Raw genomic sequence first — 23,761 nt, 5'->3', positions numbered from 1 at the left:
TATCGGATCCCCTGGGTCAGGCCAGGGTCAGGACAGGTCGTACCGGTCCAGGTTCATGACCTTGTTCCAGGCCGCGACGAAGTCGTTGACGAACTTCTCCTTCGCGTCGTCGCTCGCGTAGACCTCGGCGAGCGCGCGCAGCTCGGAGTTGGACCCGAAGACCAGGTCGGCCCGGGTGCCCGTCCACTTGACCTCGCCCGATCCGTCGCGCGCCTCGAAGGTGGTGCCGTCCTCCGACGTCGGCTTCCACTCGACGCCCATGTCGAGCAGGTTCACGAAGAAGTCGTTGGTCAGCTTCTCCGGGGTGTCGGTGAGGACGCCCAGCTTGGACTGCTGGTAGTTGGCGCCCAGCACCCGCAGCCCGCCGACCAGCACCGTCATCTCGGGCGCGGTCAGGGTGAGCAGGTTCGCCTTGTCGAGGAGCAGGTACTCGGCCGGGAGGCGCTGCCCCTTGCCGACGTAGTTGCGGAACCCGTCGGCGCCCGGCTCCAGAGCGGCGAACGACTCGGTGTCCGTCATCTCCTGGGTCGCGTCCATGCGTCCCGGGGTGAACGGGACCTCGATGTCGAAGCCGGCGTCCTTGGCCGCCTTCTCCACGGCGGCGCAGCCGCCGAGCACGACCAGGTCGGCGAAGGAGATCTTCTTGCCGCCGGTCTGGGCGGAGTTGAAGGACTCCTGGATCCCCTCCAGGGTGCGGATCACCGTCTTGAGCCGGTCGGGCTCGTTGACCTCCCAGTCGATCTGCGGCTGGAGGCGGATCCGCCCGCCGTTGGCGCCGCCGCGCTTGTCGCTGCCGCGGAACGACGAGGCCGCCGCCCACGCGGTGGACACGAGCTGGGACACCGTCAGCCCGGACGACAGGATCCGCTCCTTGAGCGACGCGATGTCGGCGGCGTCGACGAGCTCGTGGTCGACCGCGGGGATCGGGTCCTGCCACAGCAGCACCTCGTCCGGGACCTCGGGGCCGAGATAGCGCTGGATCGGGCCCATGTCGCGGTGGGTCAGCTTGAACCAGGCGCGAGCGAAGGCGTCCGCGAACTCGTCCGGGTTGTCCTTGAACCGCCGCGAGATCGGCTCGTAGATCGGGTCGAACCGCAGCGCCAGGTCCGTCGTCAGCATCGTCGGGACGCGCTTCTTCGACGGGTCGTGGGCGTCGGGGATGATGGCCTCGGCGTTCTTGGCCTGCCACTGGTGCGCCCCGGCCGGGCTCTTGACGAGCTCCCACTCGTAGCCGAACAGGATCTCGAAGAAGTCGTTCGACCATCGGGTCGGGGTGGTCGTCCAGGTCACCTCGAGACCGCTGGTGATGGCGTCGGCGCCCTTGCCGGAGCCGTGGGCGCTCTTCCAGCCCAGGCCCATCTGCTCCATCGGGGCCGCCTCCGGCTCGGGGCCGACCAGGTCGGCGTCGCCCGCTCCGTGGGTCTTGCCGAAGGTGTGGCCGCCGGCGATCAGCGCGACCGTCTCCTCGTCGTTCATCGCCATGCGGCGGAACGTCTCGCGGATGTCGCGGGCCGCGGCGATCGGGTCCGGGTTGCCGTTCGGGCCCTCGGGGTTGACGTAGATGAGGCCCATCTGGACGGCGCCCAGCGGGTCCTCCAGCTCACGGTCGCCGGAGTAGCGCCGGTCGTCCAGCCACTCGGTCTCGGGACCCCAGTAGACGTCCTCCTCCGGCTCCCAGACGTCCTCACGGCCACCGGCGAAGCCGAAGGTCTTGAAGCCCATGGTCTCCAGGGCGACGTTGCCGGCCAGGATCATCAGGTCGGCCCACGACAGGCTCTGGCCGTACTTCTTCTTCACCGGCCACAGCAGGCGGCGGGCCTTGTCGAGGTTGCCGTTGTCCGGCCAGCTGTTGAGGGGCGCGAAGCGCTGCTGCCCGGACCCGGCGCCGCCGCGGCCGTCGCTGATCCGGTACGTGCCGGCGCTGTGCCAGGCCATCCGGACCATCAGCGGGCCGTAGTGGCCGAAGTCCGCGGGCCACCAGTCCTGCGAGGTGGTCAGCACCTCGGCGATGTCCCGCTTGACCGCGGCCAGGTCGAGGCTCTGGAACGCCGCGGCGTAGTCGAAGTCCTTGCCGAGCGGGTTCCCCTCGACGGGGTTCTTGGCGAGGATCCGCAGGTTGAGCCGGTTTGGCCACCAGCCGCGGTTGCCGCCGCCCTGCGTCGGGTGAGGGGCGCGGTCGTGCGCCACCGGGCACCCGCCCGCGCTCTCTTCGTTGGTCTGGTAGGCGACCGGCTCTTGGTTCTCCGACATGGGAATCCTTCCGGGACTCGTGGTACGAGATCGATAGGACGAGATGGTTGGGACTGTGTGTGCTGTGAGGGCGTGTGCCGTGAGGCGGGGCGCGGGCTCAGGGCCCGGCCGGACGGGTGGTCCGCCCGGTGCCGGGACCGGCCGCCGCCCGGTGCCCCGCACGTGGTGACGGAGGCGGGGGGCCGATGCCAGGCGGGTGCTCGTCGCTGGGTGCGGCGGCGCCGGCATCGTCGGTGGTACGCCGTTCGCCCATGCGCGATTCCTCCTTGTCCTCCTTGCTCCGTGCCTCGTGCTCTGTGCCGCTGTCTCAGAGCCGCTCCGTGACTCCGGATCCGCTCGCCGGTCAGCGGGCCGGTGGCGGATCCGTGGGAGCGTCTCCGCCGGACCGGTCTCCGGCCGCGATGGGGGCCTCGCCCGGCGGGCCGCCGGAGGCGTCCGGACGGCAGTCCGGGCACAGCCCCCAGAACGTGACGTCGGCCTCGTCGACCAGGTATCCGGCGTCGTCAACCGGGTCCAGGCAGGGCGGATGCCCCACGACGCAGTCGACGTCCTTGACCGCTCCGCAGCTCCGGCACACCAGGTGGTGATGGTTGTCGCCGACGCGCCCCTCGAACCTGGCCGGGCTGCCAGCGGGTTCGATGCGCCGTACGAGGCCGGCGGCGGTGAGCGCGTGCAGCGCCTCGTACACGGCCTGGAGGGAGATGTGGCCCACGCGCTCGCGCACCCCGGCGGCGATCGCCTCGACACCGAGGTGGTCGCCGTCCCGCACGGTCTCGAGCAGCGCGACGCGGGCGGCCGTCACCCTCAGGCCGGCGCCGCGCAGCTCGTCGGCGACGGTCGGGGACTCGGACGCGGTCATGGCGACCAACCTACAGCCATAAACGCGAATCATTCAAGACAACGAACGATGCAAGTCTAGTCAGGCCGACTGTCGAGGCCCGTCCGCGGGCCCCAGCGCGCGGCGCGCCGGCGGCCGAGACCGCATCCGGCCTCTCACCAGTGCGAACGGCCGACGAACCCAGCCATCGCGGTGTGCATCTGAACAGGCGGAACCAGCCGGGACGGACCGGGCGAACGGGTCCGGCCGTGAAGGGAAGCCGCCATGCGACAGGTACATCCACCGGCCCGGAGCGGCCGCCGCGGACCCGTTCTCGGGGCGGTGCTGGCGATCGCGTCCGGGACGGTGCTCCTCGTGGGCGGGGCGCTGGTGACCGCCACGGTCGGCGGCAAGGGCCTGGTCCCCGGCGGCTCGAACGGCACGGGGGATGAGCCGCCCAAGCGGCCGTTCACCGTCGCCTTCGGCGGCGACGTCCACTTCGAGGGCATGCTGCGGGCGCGGCTCGACTCCGCGCCGGACACCGCGCTCGGGCCGGTGACGGAGCGGCTCAAGCGGGCCGACCTCGCGATGGTCAACCTGGAGACGGCGATCACCGAAGGCGGGACGCCCGCACCCAAGCAGTTCACGTTCCGGGCCCCGCCGACCGCGTTCCGCGCGCTGAGATCGGCCGGGGTGGACGTGGTCACGATGGCCAACAACCACGGCATGGACTTCGGCGATGTCGGCCTGAGCGACTCCCTGGCGGCCGGCAGGCAGGCCGGGATGCCGCTCGTGGGCATCGGACGCAACGCCGCCGAGGCGTACAGGCCCTACGTGACCAGGGTGAACGGCGCCAAGGTGGCGGTGATCGGCGCGACCCAGGTGCTGGACGACAACCTGATCCAGGCGTGGACCGCCACCGACGCCAAGGCGGGCCTCGCCTCGGCGAAGAACGCGCCGCGCCTCGTCCAGGCCGTCCGGGAGGCGCGCAAGGACGCGGACGTGGTGATCGTCAACCTGCACTGGGGCCAGGAGCTGAACCAGTGCGCCACCCCCGTCCAGCGGGGGCTCGCGGCGCAGCTCGCCGACGCGGGCGCGGACGCCATCGTCGGCAGCCACGCGCATGTGCTCCAGGCCGGCGGCTACCTCAAGGGCGCCTACGTCCATTACGGGCTCGGCAACTTCGTCTTCTACACCTCCGGCGGGCGTACCGCCGAGAGCGGGGTGCTGACGCTCACCTTCGACCCGAGGACGCCGGGGAAGGGACAGGGCGCCACCGGCCGGGTCCGGAAGGCCGACTGGGCACCCGCCGTGATCAGCGGCGGCGTCCCGCGCCCGCTGGCCGGTGCGGAGGCGGGGCAGGCGCGAAGCCGTTGGGAGGCGCTGCGGAGCTGCGCCGACGTGCGCCCCAACCCCGCTTAGGGCACCGCTGGATGTTTCACGTGGATCCGGCTGTGCGATCACCGGCGGTAACGAATGGGCGGGATTAGACGGGTACGCGAGTAATGCGTGGCATGCTATCCCGAGCGATGACGAGGGGGCTCGGGATGCGCAGGACGACGATCGTGGCGACCGCGCTCGCAGGGATGATCAGCATGGCGCTGGCCACGGGCGGGTGCGGGCTCATCGGCTCCGGCGATCCCGAGGCCGAGGGCGCCACGGGCGCGCCCAAGGCCGCGTCCCCGAGCACGCCCGCTCCGTCGACGCCGGCCAAGCAGCCGATCCTGCTCGCGTTCGGAGGGGACGTCCACTTCGAGGGCATCCTGCGTCCCCGGCTGGCCAGCCCCTCGACCGCGCTCGGCCCGATCGCGCGGACGCTGCGCGCCGCCGACCTCGCGATGGTCAACCTGGAGACCGCGATCACGACGGGTGGTACGCCCGCGCCCGGCAAACAGTTCACCTTCCGCGCGCCGCCGTCGGCGTTCACCGCCCTCAAGGCCGCGGGCGTGGACGTGGTGTCCATGGCCAACAACCACGGCATGGACTACATGGAGTCCGGGCTGCGCGACTCGCTCAGGGCGATCAAGGCCAGCGGGTTCCCCACCGTGGGCATCGGACGCAACGCCGCCGAGGCGTACCGCCCGTACCGCGTCACCGTGAAGGGCAACCGGCTCGCGATCGTCGGCGCCACCCAGGTGCTGGACGACCATCTGATCCCGGCCTGGACCGCGACCGACTCCAAACCCGGGCTGGCCTCGGCCAAGAACGTCGAACGGATGGTGCAGGCCGTACGGGACGCCCGCCAGGGCGCCGACGTGGTGATCGTCCACCTGCACTGGGGACAGGAGCTGGCGACCTGCCCGCTGCCCCGGCAGCAGGACCTCGCCAAGCGCCTGGCCGAGGCGGGCGCGGACGTGATCGTCGGCGGGCACGCGCACGTCCCGCAGGGCGGCGGCTACCTCAACGACGTCTACGTCCACTACGGGCTGGGCAACTTCGTCTTCTACTCGGCCAACGGGCCGACCGCGAACTCCGGCGTCCTCCTCCTGCGCATCCAGGACGGCAAGGTCACCGCCGACAAGTGGAGGCCCGCCCGCATCTCCGGCGGCCTCCCCCGCCTCCTCACCGGCTCCGCGGGCGCCGCCGAGCTCCGCCGCTGGAAGTCCCTGCGAGGCTGCACCGGCCTGTCCGCCCGCCCGGCCTGAACCCCGTCCCGCGACCGGCGACTCACGTCCTGACCAGGGAGAACAAGCTCCCCAAACGGCCTGACGTCTCTCTTTTCGCGCGCGATCCACCGGCGGTGTTCCCTACCGTGGCGACTGACCGTGGCGACAGAAGGGGAAGCTATGCCGCTGTACGGCGTGGACGTGGCCTCGTACCAGGGCGAACCGTCCTGGCCGAAGGTACACGCGTCCGGGATCCGATTCGCCTTCAGCAAGGTGACCGAGGACACCGACTACACCAACCCGACCTGGGCCCACAACCGCTCGAAGATGCCCGAACTCGGGGAGGACTTCCTGCCCGGCGCGTACCACTTCCTGCACGGAGGGAACGGCGCCGCCCAAGCCCGCTACTTCCTCTCCAATGCCGGAGATGTGACCGGCTTCGCCGTGGCCCTCGACGTCGAGGCGTCCGGAGCCGACGCCGACACCGCCCGCGACTGGGTGAACGAGGTCAAGGACCGCACCGGCGGCCACCCGGTGATCGGCTACTTCCCGCGCTGGTACTGGGAGCAGCAGGGCCGCCCCGACCTGTCGTTCTTCGACACCATCTGGCAGAGCCACTACGTGAACGGCTCGGGCTCCGCCTCCGACCTCTACAAGAAGGTCCCCGACTCGTGGTGGAAGCCGTTCGGCGGCGAGCCCATCAGCATCCTCCAGTACTCCAGCAAGGCGTCCGTCCCGGGCATCTCCGGCCCATGCGACGTCAACGCCTACCGAGAAAGCCTGAACGACCTGAAGGCCCTGGCCCTAGGCGCCTGAAAGCCGCAACGGTCGGTGGCGGACTGCTGACGCTCGGCGATCGGAATGCCTTCGATCTGAAACGCAAGCCAGGTCCCCGCTGGCCGCCGACCGGAGGAGACGAGGCATGAGGGACCGACGTCGGCAGAACGGTGACGGAGGTGGGGCAGGTATCGATTGTGCGGGGCGGAGCTCGAGAAACGCGACAATAGGGGCGTGACCGAGCTCCTCACCCCACTTCGCCGCCGTCCCGTCCAGCGGCGCAGCGCCGAACGCGTCGAGCGGATGCTCGACGCCTGCGCGCAGATCCTCGATGAGGAGGGCTACGACGCCCTCACGACCACCCGCATCGCCCGGCGCGCCGACGTGGCCATCGGCTCGCTGTACCAGTTCTTCCCCGGCAAGCGCGCGATCGCCCAGGCGCTCGCGCTGCGCAACCTGGAGCTCTTCGGGGAACGGGTGGCGCGGCGGCTGGCCGCGGGCGGGTTCGCGGACTGGACGGACACCGTCGGCACGATGATCGAGATCTACGTGGACATGCACCGCTCGGTCCCCGGCTTCCGCGAGCTGCGGTTCGGCGACATCGCGGACGTCCACCTGCTCGACTCCGCGCTGGAGAACAACTCCGTGGTCGCCGAGCGCCTGCGCGCCCTGCTCGTGGAGGCGTTCGCGGTCGGCGACACCGCTGAACTGGCCCGCGTGCTGACCATCGCGGTCGAGGCCGGCGACGCCGTCCTCAAACTCGCCTTCCGCCGCGACCCCCGAGGCGACCCGGAAATCGTCGCCGAGGCCAAACTCCTCGTCCACAGCTACCTGTCCCAATACCTGGCACGAACCTGACAACCCGCCCCCGCCCCACCCCACGCGCCGCCCCCCGCTCACAGCAACGACCGCCCGCAGCCCCCCCGCCGCCCTGCCCGCGCGTCGCCCGCCGCAAGGGCGCTCGACCGTAGTACGCCTGACCGCTGGGTGTTTTACCGCTGCCCGCGTGTCGCCGGTCGGCAGGGCGCCCCGCCGTCAGAGCGACCGCGTGGCGTGCCGGGCCGCAGGGTGATCTGGTCGCAGGGTGTCTGACCGCCTGGCGACCGGTCTCGTCCGTCGCCCGCTTGCACGGGCGGTTGAGCGTAAGGCGCCTGACCACGGCACTCCGACTGCCGGGAGCCCGGCTGCGGTGCGCCTGACTCTAGCGCGATCGGGTCGGGTGTCGGCTGGTTGTAGGGGGACCGGCCCTGGAGGGTGGACGTGCTGGGTGGTCAGCGGGAGGGGGCGGTGAAGGTGTCCAGGATGATTTTGGTGGCGTCGATGCGGGTGGTGGTGGAGCCGATGCCGAGCGGGAGGCTTCCCGGCCAGGTGTGGCCTCCGTCCGTGACCGTGTAGAGGTCGACGCGTACGCCGCCCCGGCAGCCGGGGTGGGTCAGCCTGGTGATCGGTCCCGTCGTGTGGTGGCTGCCCGTGCCGCAGCCGAAGGCGCGTGCCCAGCGGGTGGCGAGGTCCGGGACGGCGGGAAGCGCGAAGACGCCGTCGGACGGCCGCATCCAGGCGGGGATCTGGCGGCGGTCGCCGCTGAACGGCTCGCCGCCTCGGTACGGGACGATCCGGTCGGCCGTGCCGTGGAACGCCACGATCGTGGTGGGCGGCGCCCCCTCGCAGGGCCGGGCCAGGTTGAGGCCGGCGACGGGGGCGACGCCCGCGAGCCGTCCGTCCAGTCCGCAGATCAGCGCGGCCGCGAGTCCGGCGCCGTTGGACATGCCGGTGGCGTACTCGCGCGAGGTGTCCACGCACAGGGTGCTTTCCAGGTGGTCGAGGAGGGTGCGGACGTACGCGATGTCCTCGGTGCCGTCCCGCATGCCGGGCAGTTTCCAGCCCCGGCGGGCCGGGACGCTCTCGGGCTCCACGACGATGAAGCCACGGGCCGCCCCGGTGTCGGACATCCGCCCGTACACCGCTTGCGTGAACGCGGTGGAGCGAAGTCCGTGGAAGTCGAGGATCAGCGGGGCGGCGGTGCGGCCATCGTTGTTCGGGCGCTTGAGCAGGTACGAGCGGCCGCCGAACGCGTACCGTCCGGTTGCGCGTGGTGGCGTGGTGCGGAAGCAGTCCACGCTCGGCGACGGGCGATGGCCTGTGGACGCCGTCGCTTTAGGGGCCGCGCTGTCGGCATGGACGGGCTGCCTTTCCTGCCCGCTGGAACAGGCGGAGCCGACGAGTAAGAGCGTGGCGGCGGCCACTGCGGCGAGCGCGGTGCGGTGAGCGGCCGGGGCGGGACGGGCGATCACCGGGCGTCGCATTCTCCGATCGTAGGTCCCGTGGCGATCGGGGCGCGTTCGCTCTGGCGCTCGGGTGCTTGACATGTTACGAAGTGATGTAAAGACCTGTGCGGCTTTCCACCCCCGGCGACGAAGGCGAGCCGACGCTCCATAGGAGGCCCCCCCCGTGAGTTCGTACGATCTGTACGTCACCCCCGTCCAGCAGGACACCTGGAACGTCCCGATGGCGGGAGACGCCCGCTTCACCTGGGAGTACGACGAGCCGCGCGACCGGCTGCTGAGCCTGTACCAGAAGGGCAAGGACAAGCAGTGGGACGCCCAGAAGCGCATCGACTGGGACCTGGAGATCGATCCGGTCAACGTCGCGGGGCTCCCGGAGAACTTCAACCCGCTCTTCGGTTCGGACATCTGGGAGAAGATGTCGCAGAAGGAGCGGGACGAGTTCGGACGGCACCAGGGATCGTGGCTGTTCAGCCAGTTCCTGCACGGTGAGCAGGGCGCGCTGAACGTCTCCGCCCGGATCGTGCAGTCCGTCCCCGACCTGGACTCCAAGTTCTACGCCGCGACCCAGACCATGGACGAGGCGCGGCATGTCGAGCTCTACACCCGCTTCCTGCACGAGAAGATCGGGATGTACTACCCGATCAACCAGGACCTGGCCAAGCTGCTCGCCGAGTCCCTGGAGGACAGCCGCTGGGACCTGCCGTACCTCGGCATGCAGGTGCTGATCGAGGGGCTGGCGCTGGCCGCGTTCGGGCTCTACCGCGACATGTCCACCAACCCGCTGGTCAAGCAGTTGCTCGCGTACGTGATGCAGGACGAGGCGCGGCACGTCGCGTTCGGGCGGCTGGCGCTGAAGGACTACTACACGGAACTGACCGAGAAGGAGCGGGCGGAACGCGAGGAGTTCGTCGTCGAGGGCTGCTACCTGATGCGGGACCGTTTCAAGGGACGCGAGATCTTCGAGAACCTGGACATGCCCGTCGAGAAGTGCATGGAGTACGTCGACAACTCCGACATGTACACGCTCTACCAGTCGCTGCTCTTCAGCCGGATCGTTCCGTGCGTCCGCGACGTCGGCCTGTGGGGGGACAAGGTGCAGGCCGCGTACGAGGACATGGGCGTCCTGGACAACGCCAAGGCCGACCTGGAGGCCCTGATGCGGCAGGACGAGGAGTTCGCGGTCAAGGTGGACGAGGAGAAGTACGCGCGGGAGCTGGCCGCGCGCAAGCGGGAGGTCGACGAGGCCATCGCGTTGGGCGGCGCCGCCGAGTAGCCACCGGGCGGGGACGTTTCCGGATTCCGCCGGGGACGTCCCCGCCGCCATTTGCAAGGTGCCGCGTGTTCCCGGCCCTTGGCTGATTTCTCGCACAAGTCGCGCTAAATCGCGGAGCCGCTTCTTGTAGAGGCCCTTGGGTTCTCCATTTCCTTCCAGAATCGACTGTGGGCATCGCCGGTCTGTACTACCGTCCCCGCTCGACGCGCTGCTCTCCAGCTCGATTTCCCGGGGGGAACAATGAACCGCTACACCCGAAATCCCAGAAGGCGCGGCGTGGTCGTGCCCGCCGTCGCCATGGCCGTGCCGGTCGTCGTCACGGCCCTGCTCGCGGCGACCACGGCCGCGCTGGCCGCCGTCGCCGCGCCCGCCCGCGCCGCGTCCGGTCCCGCCGACTCGGGCCCCATCGACTCCGGTCCCATCGCGTACCTGACCAAGGACAGCACGGGACGCAGCGCGATCGGTCCGGTCGCCGACAAGGCCACCCCGGTCGTGCGGTCCGTCGGCATGTCCCTGGACGGCCTCACCAACTCCACGAGCGTCTCCTCGTCCGCCACCCGGCACGGCGCGATGACCCGCCTCGGACCCGGAACGATCAAGACCGCGCACGGCGACATGCGCTTCTCCAGCATGGCCGTACGCTGCGGCAGCAGGTTCGACGAGGTCCTGTACGGGGTCATGACGCTCGATCCGCAGGGCGCGCTCGCACCGGCGCTACAGGGCGTCCCGCGGCAGCCGACGGAGAGCTACCGGATCCCGGCCGCCGTCCCGGGCAAGGAGTTCGTGCTCAACAAGCAGGTGCGGGACGCGTCGGGCGCGCTCACCGTCACCGCCATCACCGTGACCGACAAGGCGACCGGCGCGTCCCGCGGCTACGGCGTCGCCCGCTGCACGCCCGGCACCCTTCCGGCCGCGCTGCCGGGCGCCCCGGCGCGTTCCCGCAACCCCCTTCCCGTCCCGGCCACCGGTGGCCCCGTGGACAGGGGCGGTGCCCTGCCCCCGGCGGCCGTCGACTCGGTCAACGGGCTGCTCAACTCCGTCCAACTCGGGACGCTTCCGAAGGAACCCGCGACCAGCGGGTGGGGAGCCGTCCTGGAGCCGGAGAACGCCGGTGTCACGCAACTCGGGTCCTCCGCCGCGCAGCCCCGTCCCGCTCGCCGTGGTCAGGCCGTGGGACACCCGGTGCCGGGCGCTCCGATGGCGGGGCTGCCCGCGATGCTCGCCGGTCCCAGGAACGCGGCGCTGCCCGCCTCGACGGCGGCGCTGCTCGGTGGCGTCCCCGGCCTGCCGCTGGCCGGCTGAAGGGCGGTATAAGGCCGCATGCGCCTGAATAAGGTGACATAAAAGCCAAATAGGGGGCTGTAGTACGACGTGAACGGGCGTCTCGGCGCACCCCGCCGGGACGCCCGTTCACGCTGGGCGAAAAATGATCAATTAAGGGTGCTCGACGGATCGGCGCGACCGGTCGCATCGGTGCAAAAACGATCTTCTCTTCCGGTGACGGACGGCCTCCGATCGACTTCGCACCGCAAAAAGTCGGGTGACAAATCCCACAAACCCCGGGCCTTCGTCTTGATCTGCTCGCAATCCCACGTACGGTCGGGGACTTGTGTGCGGCGTGCGAAAGATCAGAAGATCCAACAGAACAGCCGAGACGCGCCGCACCGGCCGGACGCCGACCCGCGATGAGGCGGGAGGCGCCCTCAGACCGCGTTCGGTCCGCCGGCCCCGCACGGGCCGGGACGGACGTCCGGACCGCCCGTCCGCGACAGTGACGGGACGGGCCCGGCCCTGACCGGACGGGTCTCATCGGGGGGCGCGATGACGGGTGCCCTGGGCCTTCGCCCGGGAACGGTCCCGTCCACGGCGCACGAGCACGAGTTCGGGGATGAGTTCCGCCCGGACGATTCGGGGTGCCGCCCGCACCGGGCGGCCGAGATGAGGTTCCCGATGGATCCGGCGGACGAGCGGCCCCTGACACCTCGGGTGCTGATCAGCCCGACGGTGTCCGGGGCGAGAGGTCTCCCCGGCGTGCCGTGAGAACGGCGACGATCACTCGCCGGGCGTCCGGGGTCCTGTCCCCGATCGAAGGATTCCTCTGTGGGAAGCTCTGACCAGCGTCGCCACAAAACTCCTGTCCGAACCATCCTCGTCGCCTCGGGCGCCGCGGTGGCCGTCGTCTCGGCCGGCGCGGGAGCCCTGGCGGCGGTCAGGACCGGCGGGTCCCCGGGATCCGCCGCATCCGCCGGCGCGGCCGGCACACCGGAGGCCGAGCGGTCGTCGGCCTCGTCGTCCCCGGGCGAGCCGGGGATCATGCCCCCTATGCCCCCCGCCCCTCCGGAATCGCAGGCCGGGTCCACGAAGGCGAAGAAGAAGGCGAAGAAGCCCGCGTACCGCGTGGTGGAGTCGGGCTCGTGCGAAGCCTCCTACTACTGGGAAGGCCAGATGACGGCCAGCGGGGAGCGGTTCGACCCGGACGCCCTCACGGCCGCGCACAGGACGCTGCCGATGGACTCGAAGGTCCGCGTCATCAACAAGATCAACGGCCGGTCGGTCATCGTCCGTATCAACGACCGGGGCCCGTTCATCGCGGGCCGCTGCCTCGATCTGTCCAGGGCGGCCATGAAGAAGGTCGAAGGCACGGGATCAGGGGTGATACCCGTCCGCTACGAGGTGCTGGAGCGCGTCTGACCCGGCGATGGCGCTCCGGCTGGGCAGGCCGCGTCGTCGCCTAATGATTGAGCGGTGTCCGGGGCTCGGGGACGTGGGCCCTGGGAGCCTCACCCATGGGGGTCCGGACGTGCCCGCGGGATGGGATGAGGGCCGGGGACGTGAGTTCGGCCGGACCTCCCGGCGGCGCGTCCGCACCGGGCTCGGACGCCGTGGCCGGAACGAGCGAGCCGCCGTGACCGGACTCCGGACGGCTCCCGACAGGGTCCTCCTGCCGAGCGGTCGGTTGCGGGACGGGCTCCAGAGCGGGCTCCGTCGTGTGACTTTCCGGGCCGGGGCTCTGCGGGCTCCCATGGTCTGGCGCATCGGGCGCGTGGGGCTCACCGGCCTGCCGCAGGTCTTCCAGGTCCGCGCCCGGTGAGTGCTCGGGCGCTTCGGGCGGTTCGGTGACGTCGGCCAGGCGTTCGCGGAACCAGTCGTTGAGGACGCCGTCCACGCGCACCGCCTCGGTGGTGGGCGGTTCGGCGGTGGTCCCCGGCTCGGACGCCAGCGCGTGACCCATCCGGAACGTGGCGGCCTCCACCGCGTGGACGCCGTGCTCGCGCAGCAGGTCGCGCAGCCGGTTGACGTCGTCGGGCTCGACCATGGGGTCATGGGCGCCCGCGATCAGCAGCACCGCGGCGTCGCGGGAGGCGATCTCGCGAGCGTGGGCGGTCAGGTCGAGCCGTTCGGCGAGGGCCGTGGCGCCGTCGCTCCAGGCGCGTTCGCGTCCCGTACGGAGCTCCAGGGATCGCACGGTGCGGAGCGGGGACACGACCGGCGTGACCAGCGCGACGGCGGTCACCGGCACTTCGCCGCGGGCGAGCGCGAGCAGGGCGGCGGACGCGCCGAACGAGAAACCGGCCAGGCCGACGGGGCCCTCCTCGATGCCGAACTCGCGCCTGATCTCGTCCAGGACCGCGGGCAGCTCGTCGACGGCGCGCTCGACCGCCGCCCCGTACGCCTCGATGCCCGCGGTCTCCAGCAGGGCGCCCGAGCCGAGCCCTTCCGGCCGTTCGCCGGGCGGCTCCAGGTAGACGCGCCAGGTCGGGACGCCGGTCATCGGCATCGCGGCGGCCAGCGCGGACGCGGTACGGGGCGGGTCGAAGCCGGGCCAGGCGACGATGACGCGGGTGGGACCTGCCGGGCGGGCGTCGACGGCGGTGGGCGGGAGCGCGAGGTACGGGACGCCCGCCGCGGTCCCGGAGACGGGACGCTGGTTTTCGGGCAGGGTGGGGTGGTCGCCGCTCATGGTTCCGGGTCAGCTCCTGCTCTCCTCGGCAATACTGCTGGATCCCGCTGGCGATGCCGGGGCCCGGCGCAACTCCCCCTGTCTCCGCGGGTCCGGAGGTTCCCGGGCCATGCTTACAGCGAAGGGCGGAGGATGCGGCCGAATCCCCGCACCTCGGCCACAGGAGTGATGAATACCTCACTGCGGGTAACCCGAGTGGCGCGTGGATGGTAGGGGCGCGATGCAGGTCAGGGCGGTGCCGCGCTCCCAGAGTCCGGCTGATCCCTACAAATCGGTCGTTGGGTGGGGAACGAGGCCGACGGCTGGATCGTCGTAGGGAAGTGCCGACGTCATCGGCGTACCGGGGCGACGAGGCTGCCGGCATGTTCGGAGAGGAGTGCCTGTGAGGAAGCAGCGCAGCGCGGCCGCGGCCGGGCAGGCATGGAACATCTACAGCGAAACCCTTGCGCCCGACGCGCCGGGCATGGTGGAGCGCGTCCGCGCCATCCCGCGCATGCTGAAGGCGACCCTGCGCGGCGAGTACAAGGGGATGTCCCACAAGACGCTTGGTCTGCTCGCGGTCGGCCTTGTCTACATCGTCTCGCCGCTGGACGCCGTCCCGGAGATCCTTGTGCCGGTCGTCGGGCTGGCCGATGACACCGGAGTGGCGCTGTGGCTGGCGTCCGTCCTGGTGCGGTCGGCCGGTGACTACGTCCGGTGGGAACGCGGCGGTCGTCCCAAGGTGGTCGTGGGCGACATCATCGACTGAGCGGCGATCGGCGGACACCCGCCTTCACCGGTCATCGCGAGCCGCGGGAGTGGTTGCCGGGACGCAGCTCGGTGGCGAAGTGCTCGGCGACCCGGCGCATGATCGGTACGACGTCGTGCACCGTCTCGGGGGTCATCCTGGCGGACGGGCCGGACACGGAGAACGCCGTCAGCGCGGGCGCCCCGGGCAGCGGGACCGCCACGCATCGCACCCCGATCTCCTGCTCCTCGTCGTCCACCGCGTACCCCTGCGCGCGTATGCGTTCGAGCTCGGCGAGCAGCGCGTCCAGATCGGTGAAGGTGTTGGGGGTGTGGCGCTCCAGCCCGGTGCGGCTCAGGATCTCCCGGACGCGCGGCTCGGGCAGTTGGGAGAGGAGCGCCTTGCCCACTCCCGTGCAGTGGGGTTGGACGCGCCGCCCCACCTCGGTGAACATCCGCATGGAGTGCCGCGACGGCACCTGCGCGACGTAGACGACCGCGTCGCCTTCCAGCACGGCCATGTTGGCGGTCTCGCCCACCTCGTCCACGAGCCGGGTCAGCGCGGGCAGCGCCCACGACCCCAGTAGCCGGCTCGCGCCCTCGCCCAGCCTGATCAGCCGCGGGCCGAGGGCGTAACGCTTGGACGGCTCCTGGCGCACGTAGCCGTGGTTCACCAGGGTCCGCATCAGCCGGTAGATGGTCGGCATCGGCAGCCCGGACACCTCCGTCAGCTCGGAGAGGGCCATCTCGCCCCCGGCGTCCGCCAGATGTTCCAACAGCTCGAAGGTGCGCTCAAGCGACCGTACGGCCTCCGCCACCGGCCCTCCTCTCCTCGCGACCTCCCGATTCTACGGAGGGAATATTTCGCTGTATGAAAGGACGAAGGGAAGTTACGCTCCGTGGCCAGCCGGAAATACTGGTATCGCTACGTCACTGTGCCACCCCCCAGGAACAACAGGTGTCACCGAAGGGGGAACGGACCGGTGCCAACGCGGAGGCGAACAGGAGCCCGTCTGCGGGTGCTCGGCCGTACCGGATCCGTCGCGCTGGGGCTCGCCATCATCGCGCTTCCCGTACCGTCCGCGTCCGGCGACCCGGGGGACGAGGTCCGGCTCGTGCCGTCGTTCTCGCCGATGGGACGGGACGGACGGCGGGTCGCCTACGTTCTGGAAGTCTGGTCGATAGGCGGCACCGCTCGTGATGCCTTAGTGCAACTGGACGCTCGCAAGCCGCTGTCGTGGAACGACTGGCCCACCGACTGCCGCCCCGTCGCAGGCAAGCGTCAATGGGTGCGGTGCGAGCTGGGAGACATCAAGTCCAAGCGGGCGCTGCGCCTGGTGGTGAGCGCACCGCGTACTGCCAAGGGGACGTTCTCCTTGCGTGCGGTGGTGGACGCGAAGAACACGAAACGCAGGGAGGCGGTGGCCCTCACCCGCGTCCGGGCGCTCCCTCGCTCACCCGACCCTGCTTCAAGCGGATCCGCTTCTCCTTCTTCCAAGGCATCCCCTCGGCAGACGCCCACCGGGAAGGCGTCGCCCAAGGACGCGTCCTCGAAGAAGCCCTCCCCAAGGCCGCCAACAGGCTTCGCGGTGTCCGCCGCTCCGTCCTCCAAGCCGTCCAAGCCCCGGTCTCCCAAGCCGTCCGAGTCCACGTCCCCCAAGTCGGCCGCGCCCATGTCCGGGTCCTCGTCGCCCACCCCACCCACTGCTTCCCCGAGCAAATCGTCCGCGCCGCCGAAGAGCTCACCTTCCAAGAACTCCTCTGCGAAGCCGACACGATCCCCGGCTTCTCCCCGTCCGTCCAAGACCTCTCTGAGCTCGTCCTTGCCGTCGGTGGCTCCGCCGGCGCCTTCGACGGAGGATCCGTCCCCGCCCCGGCCATCGACGAGCAGCGGCGGAAACGAAAGCGGAAACAGCACCCACGGAGGCGGCGATCTGACATCCGCTCCGGCCCAGCCGCCATCCACCCCACGAGAGCTGACGTCGCCGTCCATGCCCGGCCTGGATCTGCCCCAGACGGAACTGGACGACGTGCCGCCGGGCACGCTCTCACCAACGTTGCCCCCGTTGCCCCCGCAGCCCGGTCCGGTGCTGCCGTCGTTCGACGGCTCGTCCCCCAGGGTGGCCCCGGAGCAGACGGACATGGCGCTGGTCCAACCCGTTTCCGCGGATCAGGACGACGACCCAGACCAGATGGCCCGGTTCGCCGCCATGCTCGTCTCCATAGCCGCTCTGCTCTGGCTGGCCACCTGCCTGCTCGTCCTGTGGCGACGGCGCGCCGTGAACGGATCCCCCGACCTGTCCCAGGACTGACAAGCACCCACGAACGAAGCGCGTGCAACCAGGCAACGTTGGAGGAGGCGGTACTTGGATCTTGATCCCTCGTGCCCTAGCGGAACGCATGTGAAGCAGGGGAAGACCTAGGAGGCTGCCACCGGGTCTTCCCCGAGCGCCTGGTCCGGCAGGTCGTTCAAGGAGCAACGTTCTCGGAACGCGACAGACGCACGGACGCGAGAGTCCGGACGCGTGGACGTCGGGACGAGACGCAGAGAGAAGGGAGCCGCCCGTTGCCTTCTCGCAACGCTCCCGTCCGGACCGAGCAGCCAGGATTTGGCAGCAGAAGGGGCAGGGTGACACCTATGCGTACACCCTGGGTGGTGTACGGCCATACGGCCTGACCAGTAGTTCAGCGGGAATCGCCTCATGGGCCGGCCAGCCAGTGATCGCCTACGCGACTCTGGGTTTCGCCCTCGTGCACATCGCCCTTGTGGGGTATGCGTCGATCACTGCTATCCGCTCACCCGCACGGGCTCGCCGCCAGGCAGCCGTCGAGGTCCTTCACATCTTGACCGGGCAGGTTCATCCACCGTCCGGGATCCTTCGCCTCCGCGGTCGAACGATACGGAGCCCCCGCCACAGAGCCGACAGTGAACCACCTCTGAGCACTCGCAAGGCAACTTGACCACTCGAAGCCCCCGCCACGGCGGGGGCTTCGCAGTCTCCACGTCGCTCCGGCGCCGTGTGGTCGCCCGCCCAGGAAGCCCGTGTCCGGGCTCTTCTCGGCGATGCCGACCGGGCGGAGGCCGCGATCGGACGGGCCGAGCGGGCTCGTGAGGAGGTCCCAGGTGACGAACTGGATGCCTTGGGCGGCATCATGACCTTCTCGCGTCCGCGGCAGGAATGACGGTTGGGGGAAGGCGAGGGGTGATGGCCGCCTCGCCTTCCCCTGTGTGTTACTCCGGGTTGGTCGCGCGGGCGAGGATGATGCCGCTCACGATGAGGGCGAGGGCGGCCATGCGGCCGGTGGTGAAGGGGTCGCGCTGGACCAGGATGCCCAGGGTGATGGCGCCGACCGCGCCGATTCCGGTGAAGACCGCGTAGGCCGTGCCGACCGGTAGCGTCTTCATCGCGTGGGACAGCAGGTAGACCGCCAGGGCGCCCAGTACGAAGCAGAGGGCGGTGGGCAGGGGGCGGGTGAAGTTCTCGGTCGGCTTGATGCTCTGCGACCAGACGATCTCCACCAGGCCGGCGAGGACGAGGATGGCCCAGTTCATGCGTCCGCGGCTTCCTGTGCGTAGCGTCGGCCGAGTTCTCGCGCCGACTTCAGGGCCTCCGCGAGTGACCGTTCGTGGGTGTCGCGCAGGTGGGCCAGCGCGGGATCGATCCGTGCGTTGACGAGTTCCGCGTTGATGAAGGTCACGTCGTCCACCGCGAAGTGGCCGGCGAGGAAGTCCCGCAGGTAGCGCTCCTGGTGGTCGTACGGGGCCTTCGGTGTGCCCGGCGCGTACGAGCCGCCGCGCGCGGACGCCACCACGAACCGCCGTCCCGCCAGCGACATCTTGGGGAAGGTGACCTGGTCGAGCCAGGACTTGAGGGACGCGGGGACCGAGTAGTTGTACATCGGCGTGGCGATCAGCACGACGTCGGCGGCGACCAGCTCGGCCAGCAGCGGTTCGACGATCGCCCAGGCGGCGGCCTGCGCGGGGGTGCGCACCGCCTCCTTCAGGCGGTCGAGCTCGGTGATGCCCTCGCGCAGGACGTGGTCGCACAGCTCCGTCCACGCCTCGTCGATGAACGGGACGGGGTCGGCGGTCAGATCCCGGTACGTGCGCACGCCGGTGGGGCGCACCTCCTGCCAGCCCGCGACGAAGGCGTCGCCCACGTCGCGGCTGACCGACCGGCGTCGCGGGCTGGCGTCCAGATGAAGCAGCACGGTCATCGGACCCTCCTAAGTGGACATCGTGTCCGGTTAGCTATAGGACTCAACCGGACATCGTGTCCGCTTATTCCGATACGGTGGACCTCGATGGAACAGCGGCGCGAACGTGCGGACGCGGCGCGCAACCGGGCGAAGATCCTGGAGGCCGCCGCAGGGCTCTTCGCCGCCCGCGACCCGCGCACGGTCACGATGGACGACATCGCCAAGGCCGCGGGCGTGGGCCGCGGCACCCTCTACCGCCGCTTCCCCGACACCGCCTCGATCGCGCTGGCCCTCCTGGACGAGCACGAACGCCGCCTCCAGGAGGACATCATCCGGGGCGACCCTCCGCTGGGACCGGGGGCGTCACCGGCCGAACGCCTGGCCGCCTTCTACGCGGCGATGGTGGAACTCCTGGAAGCCCATATCGACCTGGCGTTGGGTGCCGAAGCCTCCGGTACCCGGCTCACCACCGGCGCGTACGACTTCTGGCGCATGCACGTGAGGATGCTCGCCATCAAAGCGGAGGCTCCCGAACCCGACGCCTTGGCCGATGTCCTGCTGGCTCCCTTGGCGTCCGAGGTCTACGCGCACCAGCGGGCCCAGGGCCAGAGCCCCGCCCAGATCACCAGGGCCCTGACGCACCTGGCCCGTTCCGCGCTCGGCTAGACAGCAGGCAGCCAGCTACTGGTGGCGCGGTGCCGGTGAAGCCCCGCCGCCTCGAACTCGTCGACGTGGCCGCCCTTGTCGACGCCGAGCAGCCGGAGCGCCTGGGAGATCGGGCTTCCGGCCGGCGGCGACGGCTCGAACTCGCCCTTGCGCAGGGGGCCGAGGACGACCTCTCCGGCGTCCCATACCTGCGCGGACTGGGTCCCGCTCCCGCCGAAGTAGCCGGCCTCGACATAGGCCACCGGCCCGGTCTTCGAGCAAGCGGCCAGCGTGCGGCCGAAGCCCGCGGGCGCCTTCAGGAACCCGTCGAGCTCGGACTCCCCGGGGACGGTGACCGCGTCGAGCAGTGCTTGGGTCATCGGCAGCAGCGACAGCCGCCCGGCGAGGGGGACGATCCTCGCCTCGGGCATGGAGCCGGCCAGCGCTTCGAGAACGGGCGCGGTGCCGATGACCGCCTCCAGCACGTACATCGCCCCATTGTGTCCTGTCGAGCGCGCCCCGATCAGGGGCCGGGGGATTCGATGGACTTGCGGACGTGTTCCTCGTCTTCCTCGCCGTTGTGGTGGCCGGGGACCTTGGCGAGGTCGGCCACGAAGCGGCGGTTGAGGGCCAGGCGCACCTTGCCCAGGGGGGTACGGGCTTCGGGCGCCTCGATGCCCTTCTGTTCGGGACGGCTGAGGGCGATGGCGGCGGGTGGGCGGTTGTCGGTGATGGGGGCGGCCTCCTCCGGGCGGAGGTGGCGTTCGACCTCGGTGTACTCGCCGTTGGGGGAGCGGACGATGATGCCGGTCTCCACGCCGTGCTCGACCAGGGCGCGGTCGCGGAGCTGGAGGCCGAGGCAGATCCGGTACGTGATGACGTACGCGAGGATCGGCCCCAGGATGAAGGTGATCCGGAAGAACCAGGTCGTCCAGTACAGCGGTATCTCGAACTTGTCGGCGATGAGGTCGTTGCCGCCGGCGGCCCAGAGGATGCCGAAGAAGACGACGCCGGCCATGCCGATGCCGGTCCTGGCGGGGACGTCGCGGGGACGGTCCAGCAGGTGGTGGATCTCGTGGTCGCCGGTCACCCAGCGTTCCAGGAACGGGTACACGGCCAGGCCGGTGAACAGGATCCCGGGAATGACCAGCGCGGGGATGATCACGCTGAACGGGACGGTGTGGCCCCAGGCGTTGACCTCCCAGGAGGGCATGATGCGCAGGGCGCCCTCCAGCCATCCCATGTACCAGTCGGGCTGCGAGCCGGAACTGATCGCGCCCGGGTCGTACGGGCCGAACAGCCAGATCGGGTTGATCTGGAAGAACGTCGCGAGGATGGCGCACACCGCGAAGATCCACAGGAAGAACGCGGTGGTCTTGGCGACGAAGACGGGGAAGAACGGGTAGCCGTACTGGGCCCGGTTGCTGCTGCCCTTGCCGGGGAACTGGGTGTGGGTCTGCATCCAGGTCAGCACGATCCCGTGCAACGGGATCAGCGCGGCCAGGATGCCGGGGATCAGCAGGATGTGGATGACGTACAGCCGGGGGATGATCATCTCGCCCGGGAACTCGCCGCCGAACAGCCACATCTGCGCGTACGTGCCGACCACGGGGATGCCGAGCAGTACGCCCTCCAGGATCCGGATGCCGGTGCCCGACAGCAGGTCGTCCGGGAGCGAGTAGCCGAACAGGCCGTTCACCATGACCAGCGTGAACATCACGACGCCGATCAGCCAGTTGAGCTCGCGCGGCTTGCGGAACGCGCCGGTGAAGAAGTTGCGCAGCAGGTGGATGGTGATCGCCGCCATGAACAGCAGCGTCGCCCAGTGGTGGATCTGCCGCATGAGCAGCCCGCCGCGCACCTCGAAGCTGATGTGCAGGGTGGAGGCGTACGCCTGGCTCATCTCGACGCCGCGCAGCTTCTCGTACGACCCGTCGTAGACGACCTCTTCCATGCTCGGCTGGAAGAACAGGGTGAGGAACACCCCGGTCAGCACGATGATCACGAAGCTGTACATCGCGATCTCGCCGAGGAGGAAGCTCCAGTGGTCGGGGAACGCCTTGCGGATCGACTTGCGCGCCCACGCCGCGCCGCCGAACCGCTCGTCGATCGCGTTGCCCGCGCCGGCCAGCGCCTTCGGCGGCCGGGCGCCGCCCTTCTGATAGGTCGCCACGCGAACCTCCCGCTCGGACGGCCCGGCGGGGACCGCCCCTGGCATCGGTGGTACGTCACATCACTCTGGCACTACCCATAGGACGCGCCAATGATCGGCGATGTGACATACCCGCATCGGGGCAGACCGAATCCGGTCGAAGACGCGGCCCCGCTTTGCGATCCCCCACCCCGGTCACGATCTTTTTCAGCACTTCGGCCGCGTCGGCGACACCCGTCACGCGGCCGGGGAGTCATCGTGGCTCGCGGACCGGGTTGGGAAGGGTGACCCGGATGCGACAACCGTGGTCGGTGTCGGCCACATGGATGTCGCCGCCGTGGAGGTCGACGGCCCAGCGGGCGATGGCCAGGCCCAGGCCGGTTCCGCCGGTCGGGGTGCCGACCTGGGTCGTGCCGGCGGCGGCGCCGCGCGAGAAGCGTTCGAAGACGGTGGTGCGTTCGCTCGCGGGAATGCCCGGCCCTTCGTCCGCCACCTCCAGGACCAGGTCCCCGGGGGCGGAGTCGGACGTGCGCGCGGTCACGGTGACCGGGATGCCGGGCGGGCTGTGCCGGGCGGCGTTGTCCAGCAGGTTGGCCAGCACCTGGTGGAGGCGGTCGCGGTCGGCGACCGCGCGCAGGCCGGGGGTCACGTCGGTCTCGAACCGGGCGCCGGGACGTCCCGCCGCGGCCTCGGCGGCGACGTCACCGATGAACGCGGCCACGTCGATCTCGGTCAGGTCGAGGGGGGCCGCGCCCGCGTCCACCCGCGACAGGTCCAGCAACTGGGTGACGAGCCGCCCGAGACGTTCGGTCTGGTCCAGCGCCGAGTTCAGGACCTCGGGCGTGGGCGGGGTGACGCCGTCCGCGACGTTCTCCAGCACGGCGCGCAGCGCGCTGATGGGGGTGCGCAGCTCGTGGGAGACGTTGGCGACGAACTCGCGGCGCTGCCGTTCCACCTCCGCGAGGTCCGAGGCCATCCGGTTGAACGCGTGCGCGAGCTCGCCGACCTCGTCCCGTGAGGTCGCCCGTACCCGCCGCGAGTAGTCGCCACGCGCCATCGCCCGCGCGGCGGCGGTCATCTCGCGCAGCGGCGCGGTCATGCCGCGCGCGAGCAGTTGCGTCACGATCGCCGAGACCAGCACGCCGACGGGAAGGGTCTGCCGTGCGCGCAGGTCGAAGCTGTACCCCCACAGCACCATGAGGATGGCGGTGCAGGCCGTCACCGCCGTCACGATGACGAACTTGACCTTGATGGACCGGAGCGGGTCGAGCGGCCGTGGCAGCACCGTCCACAGCCTGTGGACGGGACCGCCGGCGAGAGCGGGCCGCGTCAGGCCGTCGCCGCGCTCGCTCATGACGCGTCCCCCGTCTCCAGGCAGTACCCGACGCCGTGGACGGTGCGGATGAGCTCGGCGCCCAGCTTGCGGCGCAGCGCCTTGACATGGCTGTCGACCGCCCGCGTCCCCGACGCCCCGGCCCAGTCCCAGACCTGTTCGAGCAGGACGGCACGGGTCAGCACCGCGCCCTCGTTGCGCGCCAGGCAGTCCAGCAGGTCGAACTCCGTCGGGGTGAGGTGGATCTCCTTTCCGTCCCGCCGTACCCTCCGGGACTTCGGGTCGATCTCCAGCGGTCCCGTCCGCAGGGGTTCCCCGGGCGGCGGCGCGGACGAGCGCTCGACGCGGCGCAGGATCGCGCGGATCCGGGCGGTCAGCTCGCGCATGCTGAACGGCTTGGTGAGGTAGTCGTCGGCGCCGACGCCCAGGCCGACCAGCAGGTCGGTCTCGTCGTCCCGCGCGGTCAGCATCAGCACCGGCACGGGACGCTCCGCCTGGACGCGGCGGCAGACCTCCAGCCCGTCGAAGCCGGGCAGCATGACGTCCAGCACGATCAGATCGGGACGGTACGTCCGCGCGCGGTCCACGGCGGACGGGCCGTCGGCGGCGATCTCGACGGCGAAGCCCTCGGCCGCCAGCCGGTCCGCCACCGCCCGCGCGATCGTCGGTTCGTCCTCGACGACCAGGATGCGCTGCTCGTTCGCGTTCACACGCCGACTGTACGCACGACCCGTGC

General features: G+C 70.6%; 22 protein-coding genes. 10 read left to right on the top strand and 12 right to left on the bottom strand.

The features are described from left to right. Positions 1 to 27 precede the first annotated feature (27 nt). Positions 28 to 2,250 carry a catalase/peroxidase HPI gene (gene katG / locus ACGWYJ_RS06990; RefSeq protein WP_395104766.1) on the bottom strand — a complete coding sequence of 741 codons (2,223 nt, stop codon included), beginning with the start codon at positions 2,248 to 2,250 and terminating at the stop codon, positions 28 to 30. A 343-nt stretch (positions 2,251 to 2,593) separates the two neighbouring features. Further along, entirely contained in the window at positions 2,594 to 3,109 is a 516-nt protein-coding gene (locus tag ACGWYJ_RS06985; RefSeq protein ID WP_395104764.1) for a Fur family transcriptional regulator, read from the bottom strand. Between the two features lie 243 nt (positions 3,110 to 3,352). On the opposite strand from ACGWYJ_RS06985, the gene ACGWYJ_RS06980 reads away from it, so the two are divergent. The 4 genes from ACGWYJ_RS06980 to ACGWYJ_RS06965 all read left to right on the top strand — a co-directional run bounded on the left by ACGWYJ_RS06980 (position 3,353) and on the right by ACGWYJ_RS06965 (position 7,308). Continuing rightward, entirely contained in the window at positions 3,353 to 4,489 is a 1,137-nt protein-coding gene (locus tag ACGWYJ_RS06980) for a CapA family protein (protein WP_395104762.1), read from the top strand. A gap of 125 nt (positions 4,490 to 4,614) precedes the next feature. Beyond that, positions 4,615 to 5,712: a CapA family protein gene (locus ACGWYJ_RS06975; protein WP_395104824.1), complete on the top strand. Its 1,098-nt coding sequence runs from the start codon at positions 4,615 to 4,617 to the stop codon at positions 5,710 to 5,712. A 141-nt stretch (positions 5,713 to 5,853) separates the two neighbouring features. Beyond that, on the top strand, positions 5,854 to 6,489 hold the full coding sequence (locus ACGWYJ_RS06970) for a glycoside hydrolase family 25 protein (RefSeq protein WP_395104760.1): 636 nt from the start codon (positions 5,854 to 5,856) through the stop codon (positions 6,487 to 6,489). Positions 6,490 to 6,684: 195 nt separating this feature from the next. Beyond that, positions 6,685 to 7,308, top strand: coding sequence for a TetR/AcrR family transcriptional regulator (locus tag ACGWYJ_RS06965; protein ID WP_395104759.1), 624 nt, complete (start codon positions 6,685 to 6,687; stop codon positions 7,306 to 7,308). Positions 7,309 to 7,721: 413 nt separating this feature from the next. Here ACGWYJ_RS06965 and ACGWYJ_RS06960 read toward each other — a convergent pair whose 3' ends face one another. Next, positions 7,722 to 8,753, bottom strand: coding sequence for an alpha/beta hydrolase family esterase (locus tag ACGWYJ_RS06960; RefSeq protein ID WP_395104758.1), 1,032 nt, complete (start codon positions 8,751 to 8,753; stop codon positions 7,722 to 7,724). A 145-nt stretch (positions 8,754 to 8,898) separates the two neighbouring features. Between ACGWYJ_RS06960 and ACGWYJ_RS06955 the strand changes: the two genes are divergently transcribed. From ACGWYJ_RS06955 to ACGWYJ_RS06945, 3 genes are all read left to right on the top strand, one after another. Continuing rightward, complete coding sequence (locus ACGWYJ_RS06955; protein WP_395104756.1) at positions 8,899 to 10,008, top strand: ferritin-like domain-containing protein; 1,110 nt, start codon at positions 8,899 to 8,901, stop codon at positions 10,006 to 10,008. Between the two features lie 276 nt (positions 10,009 to 10,284). Beyond that, positions 10,285 to 11,310: a hypothetical protein gene (locus tag ACGWYJ_RS06950; protein WP_395104754.1), complete on the top strand. Its 1,026-nt coding sequence runs from the start codon at positions 10,285 to 10,287 to the stop codon at positions 11,308 to 11,310. A gap of 798 nt (positions 11,311 to 12,108) precedes the next feature. Beyond that, a complete protein-coding gene (locus ACGWYJ_RS06945; protein ID WP_395104753.1) occupies positions 12,109 to 12,699 on the top strand; it encodes a septal ring lytic transglycosylase RlpA family protein in 591 nt (196 codons plus the stop codon). A gap of 40 nt (positions 12,700 to 12,739) precedes the next feature. On the opposite strand, the gene ACGWYJ_RS06940 is transcribed toward ACGWYJ_RS06945, so the two are convergent. Continuing rightward, the gene (locus ACGWYJ_RS06940; protein WP_395104751.1) at positions 12,740 to 13,969 is read right to left on the bottom strand and encodes a prolyl oligopeptidase family serine peptidase; all 1,230 of its coding nucleotides are present in this window, start codon (positions 13,967 to 13,969) and stop codon (positions 12,740 to 12,742) included. A gap of 382 nt (positions 13,970 to 14,351) precedes the next feature. On the opposite strand from ACGWYJ_RS06940, the gene ACGWYJ_RS06935 reads away from it, so the two are divergent. Then, complete coding sequence (locus ACGWYJ_RS06935; RefSeq protein WP_395104750.1) at positions 14,352 to 14,717, top strand: YkvA family protein; 366 nt, start codon at positions 14,352 to 14,354, stop codon at positions 14,715 to 14,717. A 31-nt stretch (positions 14,718 to 14,748) separates the two neighbouring features. Here the strand turns inward: ACGWYJ_RS06935 and ACGWYJ_RS06930 are convergent, their stop codons facing one another. Both ACGWYJ_RS06930 and ACGWYJ_RS06925 read right to left on the bottom strand, forming a co-directional pair. After that, the gene (locus ACGWYJ_RS06930; RefSeq protein WP_395104748.1) at positions 14,749 to 15,513 is read right to left on the bottom strand and encodes an IclR family transcriptional regulator; all 765 of its coding nucleotides are present in this window, start codon (positions 15,511 to 15,513) and stop codon (positions 14,749 to 14,751) included. A 464-nt stretch (positions 15,514 to 15,977) separates the two neighbouring features. After that, the gene (locus tag ACGWYJ_RS06925; RefSeq protein WP_395104746.1) at positions 15,978 to 16,688 is read right to left on the bottom strand and encodes a hypothetical protein; all 711 of its coding nucleotides are present in this window, start codon (positions 16,686 to 16,688) and stop codon (positions 15,978 to 15,980) included. On the opposite strand from ACGWYJ_RS06925, the gene ACGWYJ_RS06920 reads away from it, so the two are divergent. Then, positions 16,687 to 17,007, top strand: a complete 321-nt coding sequence (locus ACGWYJ_RS06920; RefSeq protein ID WP_395104744.1) for a hypothetical protein — start codon at positions 16,687 to 16,689, stop codon at positions 17,005 to 17,007. The two genes, ACGWYJ_RS06925 and ACGWYJ_RS06920, sit on opposite strands and share 2 nt — an antisense overlap. A gap of 920 nt (positions 17,008 to 17,927) precedes the next feature. On the opposite strand, the gene ACGWYJ_RS06915 is transcribed toward ACGWYJ_RS06920, so the two are convergent. Further along, complete coding sequence (locus ACGWYJ_RS06915) at positions 17,928 to 18,248, bottom strand: DMT family transporter (RefSeq protein ID WP_395104743.1); 321 nt, start codon at positions 18,246 to 18,248, stop codon at positions 17,928 to 17,930. Further along, positions 18,245 to 18,913, bottom strand: a complete 669-nt coding sequence (locus ACGWYJ_RS06910; protein WP_395104741.1) for an FMN-dependent NADH-azoreductase — start codon at positions 18,911 to 18,913, stop codon at positions 18,245 to 18,247. The genes ACGWYJ_RS06915 and ACGWYJ_RS06910 overlap by 4 nt, the downstream gene beginning before the upstream one ends. A gap of 87 nt (positions 18,914 to 19,000) precedes the next feature. Here ACGWYJ_RS06910 and ACGWYJ_RS06905 point away from each other — a divergent pair, with 87 nt between their 5' ends. Next, on the top strand, positions 19,001 to 19,561 hold the full coding sequence (locus ACGWYJ_RS06905) for a TetR/AcrR family transcriptional regulator (RefSeq protein ID WP_395104739.1): 561 nt from the start codon (positions 19,001 to 19,003) through the stop codon (positions 19,559 to 19,561). Here ACGWYJ_RS06905 and ACGWYJ_RS06900 read toward each other — a convergent pair. From ACGWYJ_RS06900 to ACGWYJ_RS06885, 4 genes are all read right to left on the bottom strand, one after another. After that, positions 19,558 to 20,031, bottom strand: coding sequence for a hypothetical protein (locus tag ACGWYJ_RS06900; protein WP_395104738.1), 474 nt, complete (start codon positions 20,029 to 20,031; stop codon positions 19,558 to 19,560). The genes ACGWYJ_RS06905 and ACGWYJ_RS06900 overlap by 4 nt on opposite strands. 32 nt (positions 20,032 to 20,063) lie before the next feature. Continuing rightward, positions 20,064 to 21,713 (bottom strand): cytochrome bc complex cytochrome b subunit, encoded by a 1,650-nt coding sequence (locus tag ACGWYJ_RS06895; RefSeq protein ID WP_395104736.1) that lies wholly within the window; start codon positions 21,711 to 21,713, stop codon positions 20,064 to 20,066. Between the two features lie 232 nt (positions 21,714 to 21,945). Then, positions 21,946 to 23,046 (bottom strand): ATP-binding protein, encoded by a 1,101-nt coding sequence (locus tag ACGWYJ_RS06890; protein ID WP_395104735.1) that lies wholly within the window; start codon positions 23,044 to 23,046, stop codon positions 21,946 to 21,948. After that, entirely contained in the window at positions 23,043 to 23,735 is a 693-nt protein-coding gene (locus tag ACGWYJ_RS06885; RefSeq protein ID WP_395104733.1) for a response regulator transcription factor, read from the bottom strand. Before ACGWYJ_RS06885 ends, ACGWYJ_RS06890 begins: the two co-directional genes overlap by 4 nt. Positions 23,736 to 23,761: the final 26 nt, after the last annotated feature.

This window comes from Actinomadura sp. SCN-SB (genome assembly GCF_043906805.1).
GTDB lineage: Bacteria > Actinomycetota > Actinomycetes > Streptosporangiales > Streptosporangiaceae > Spirillospora.
This window is presented reverse-complemented; position numbering and strand designations above follow the sequence as displayed.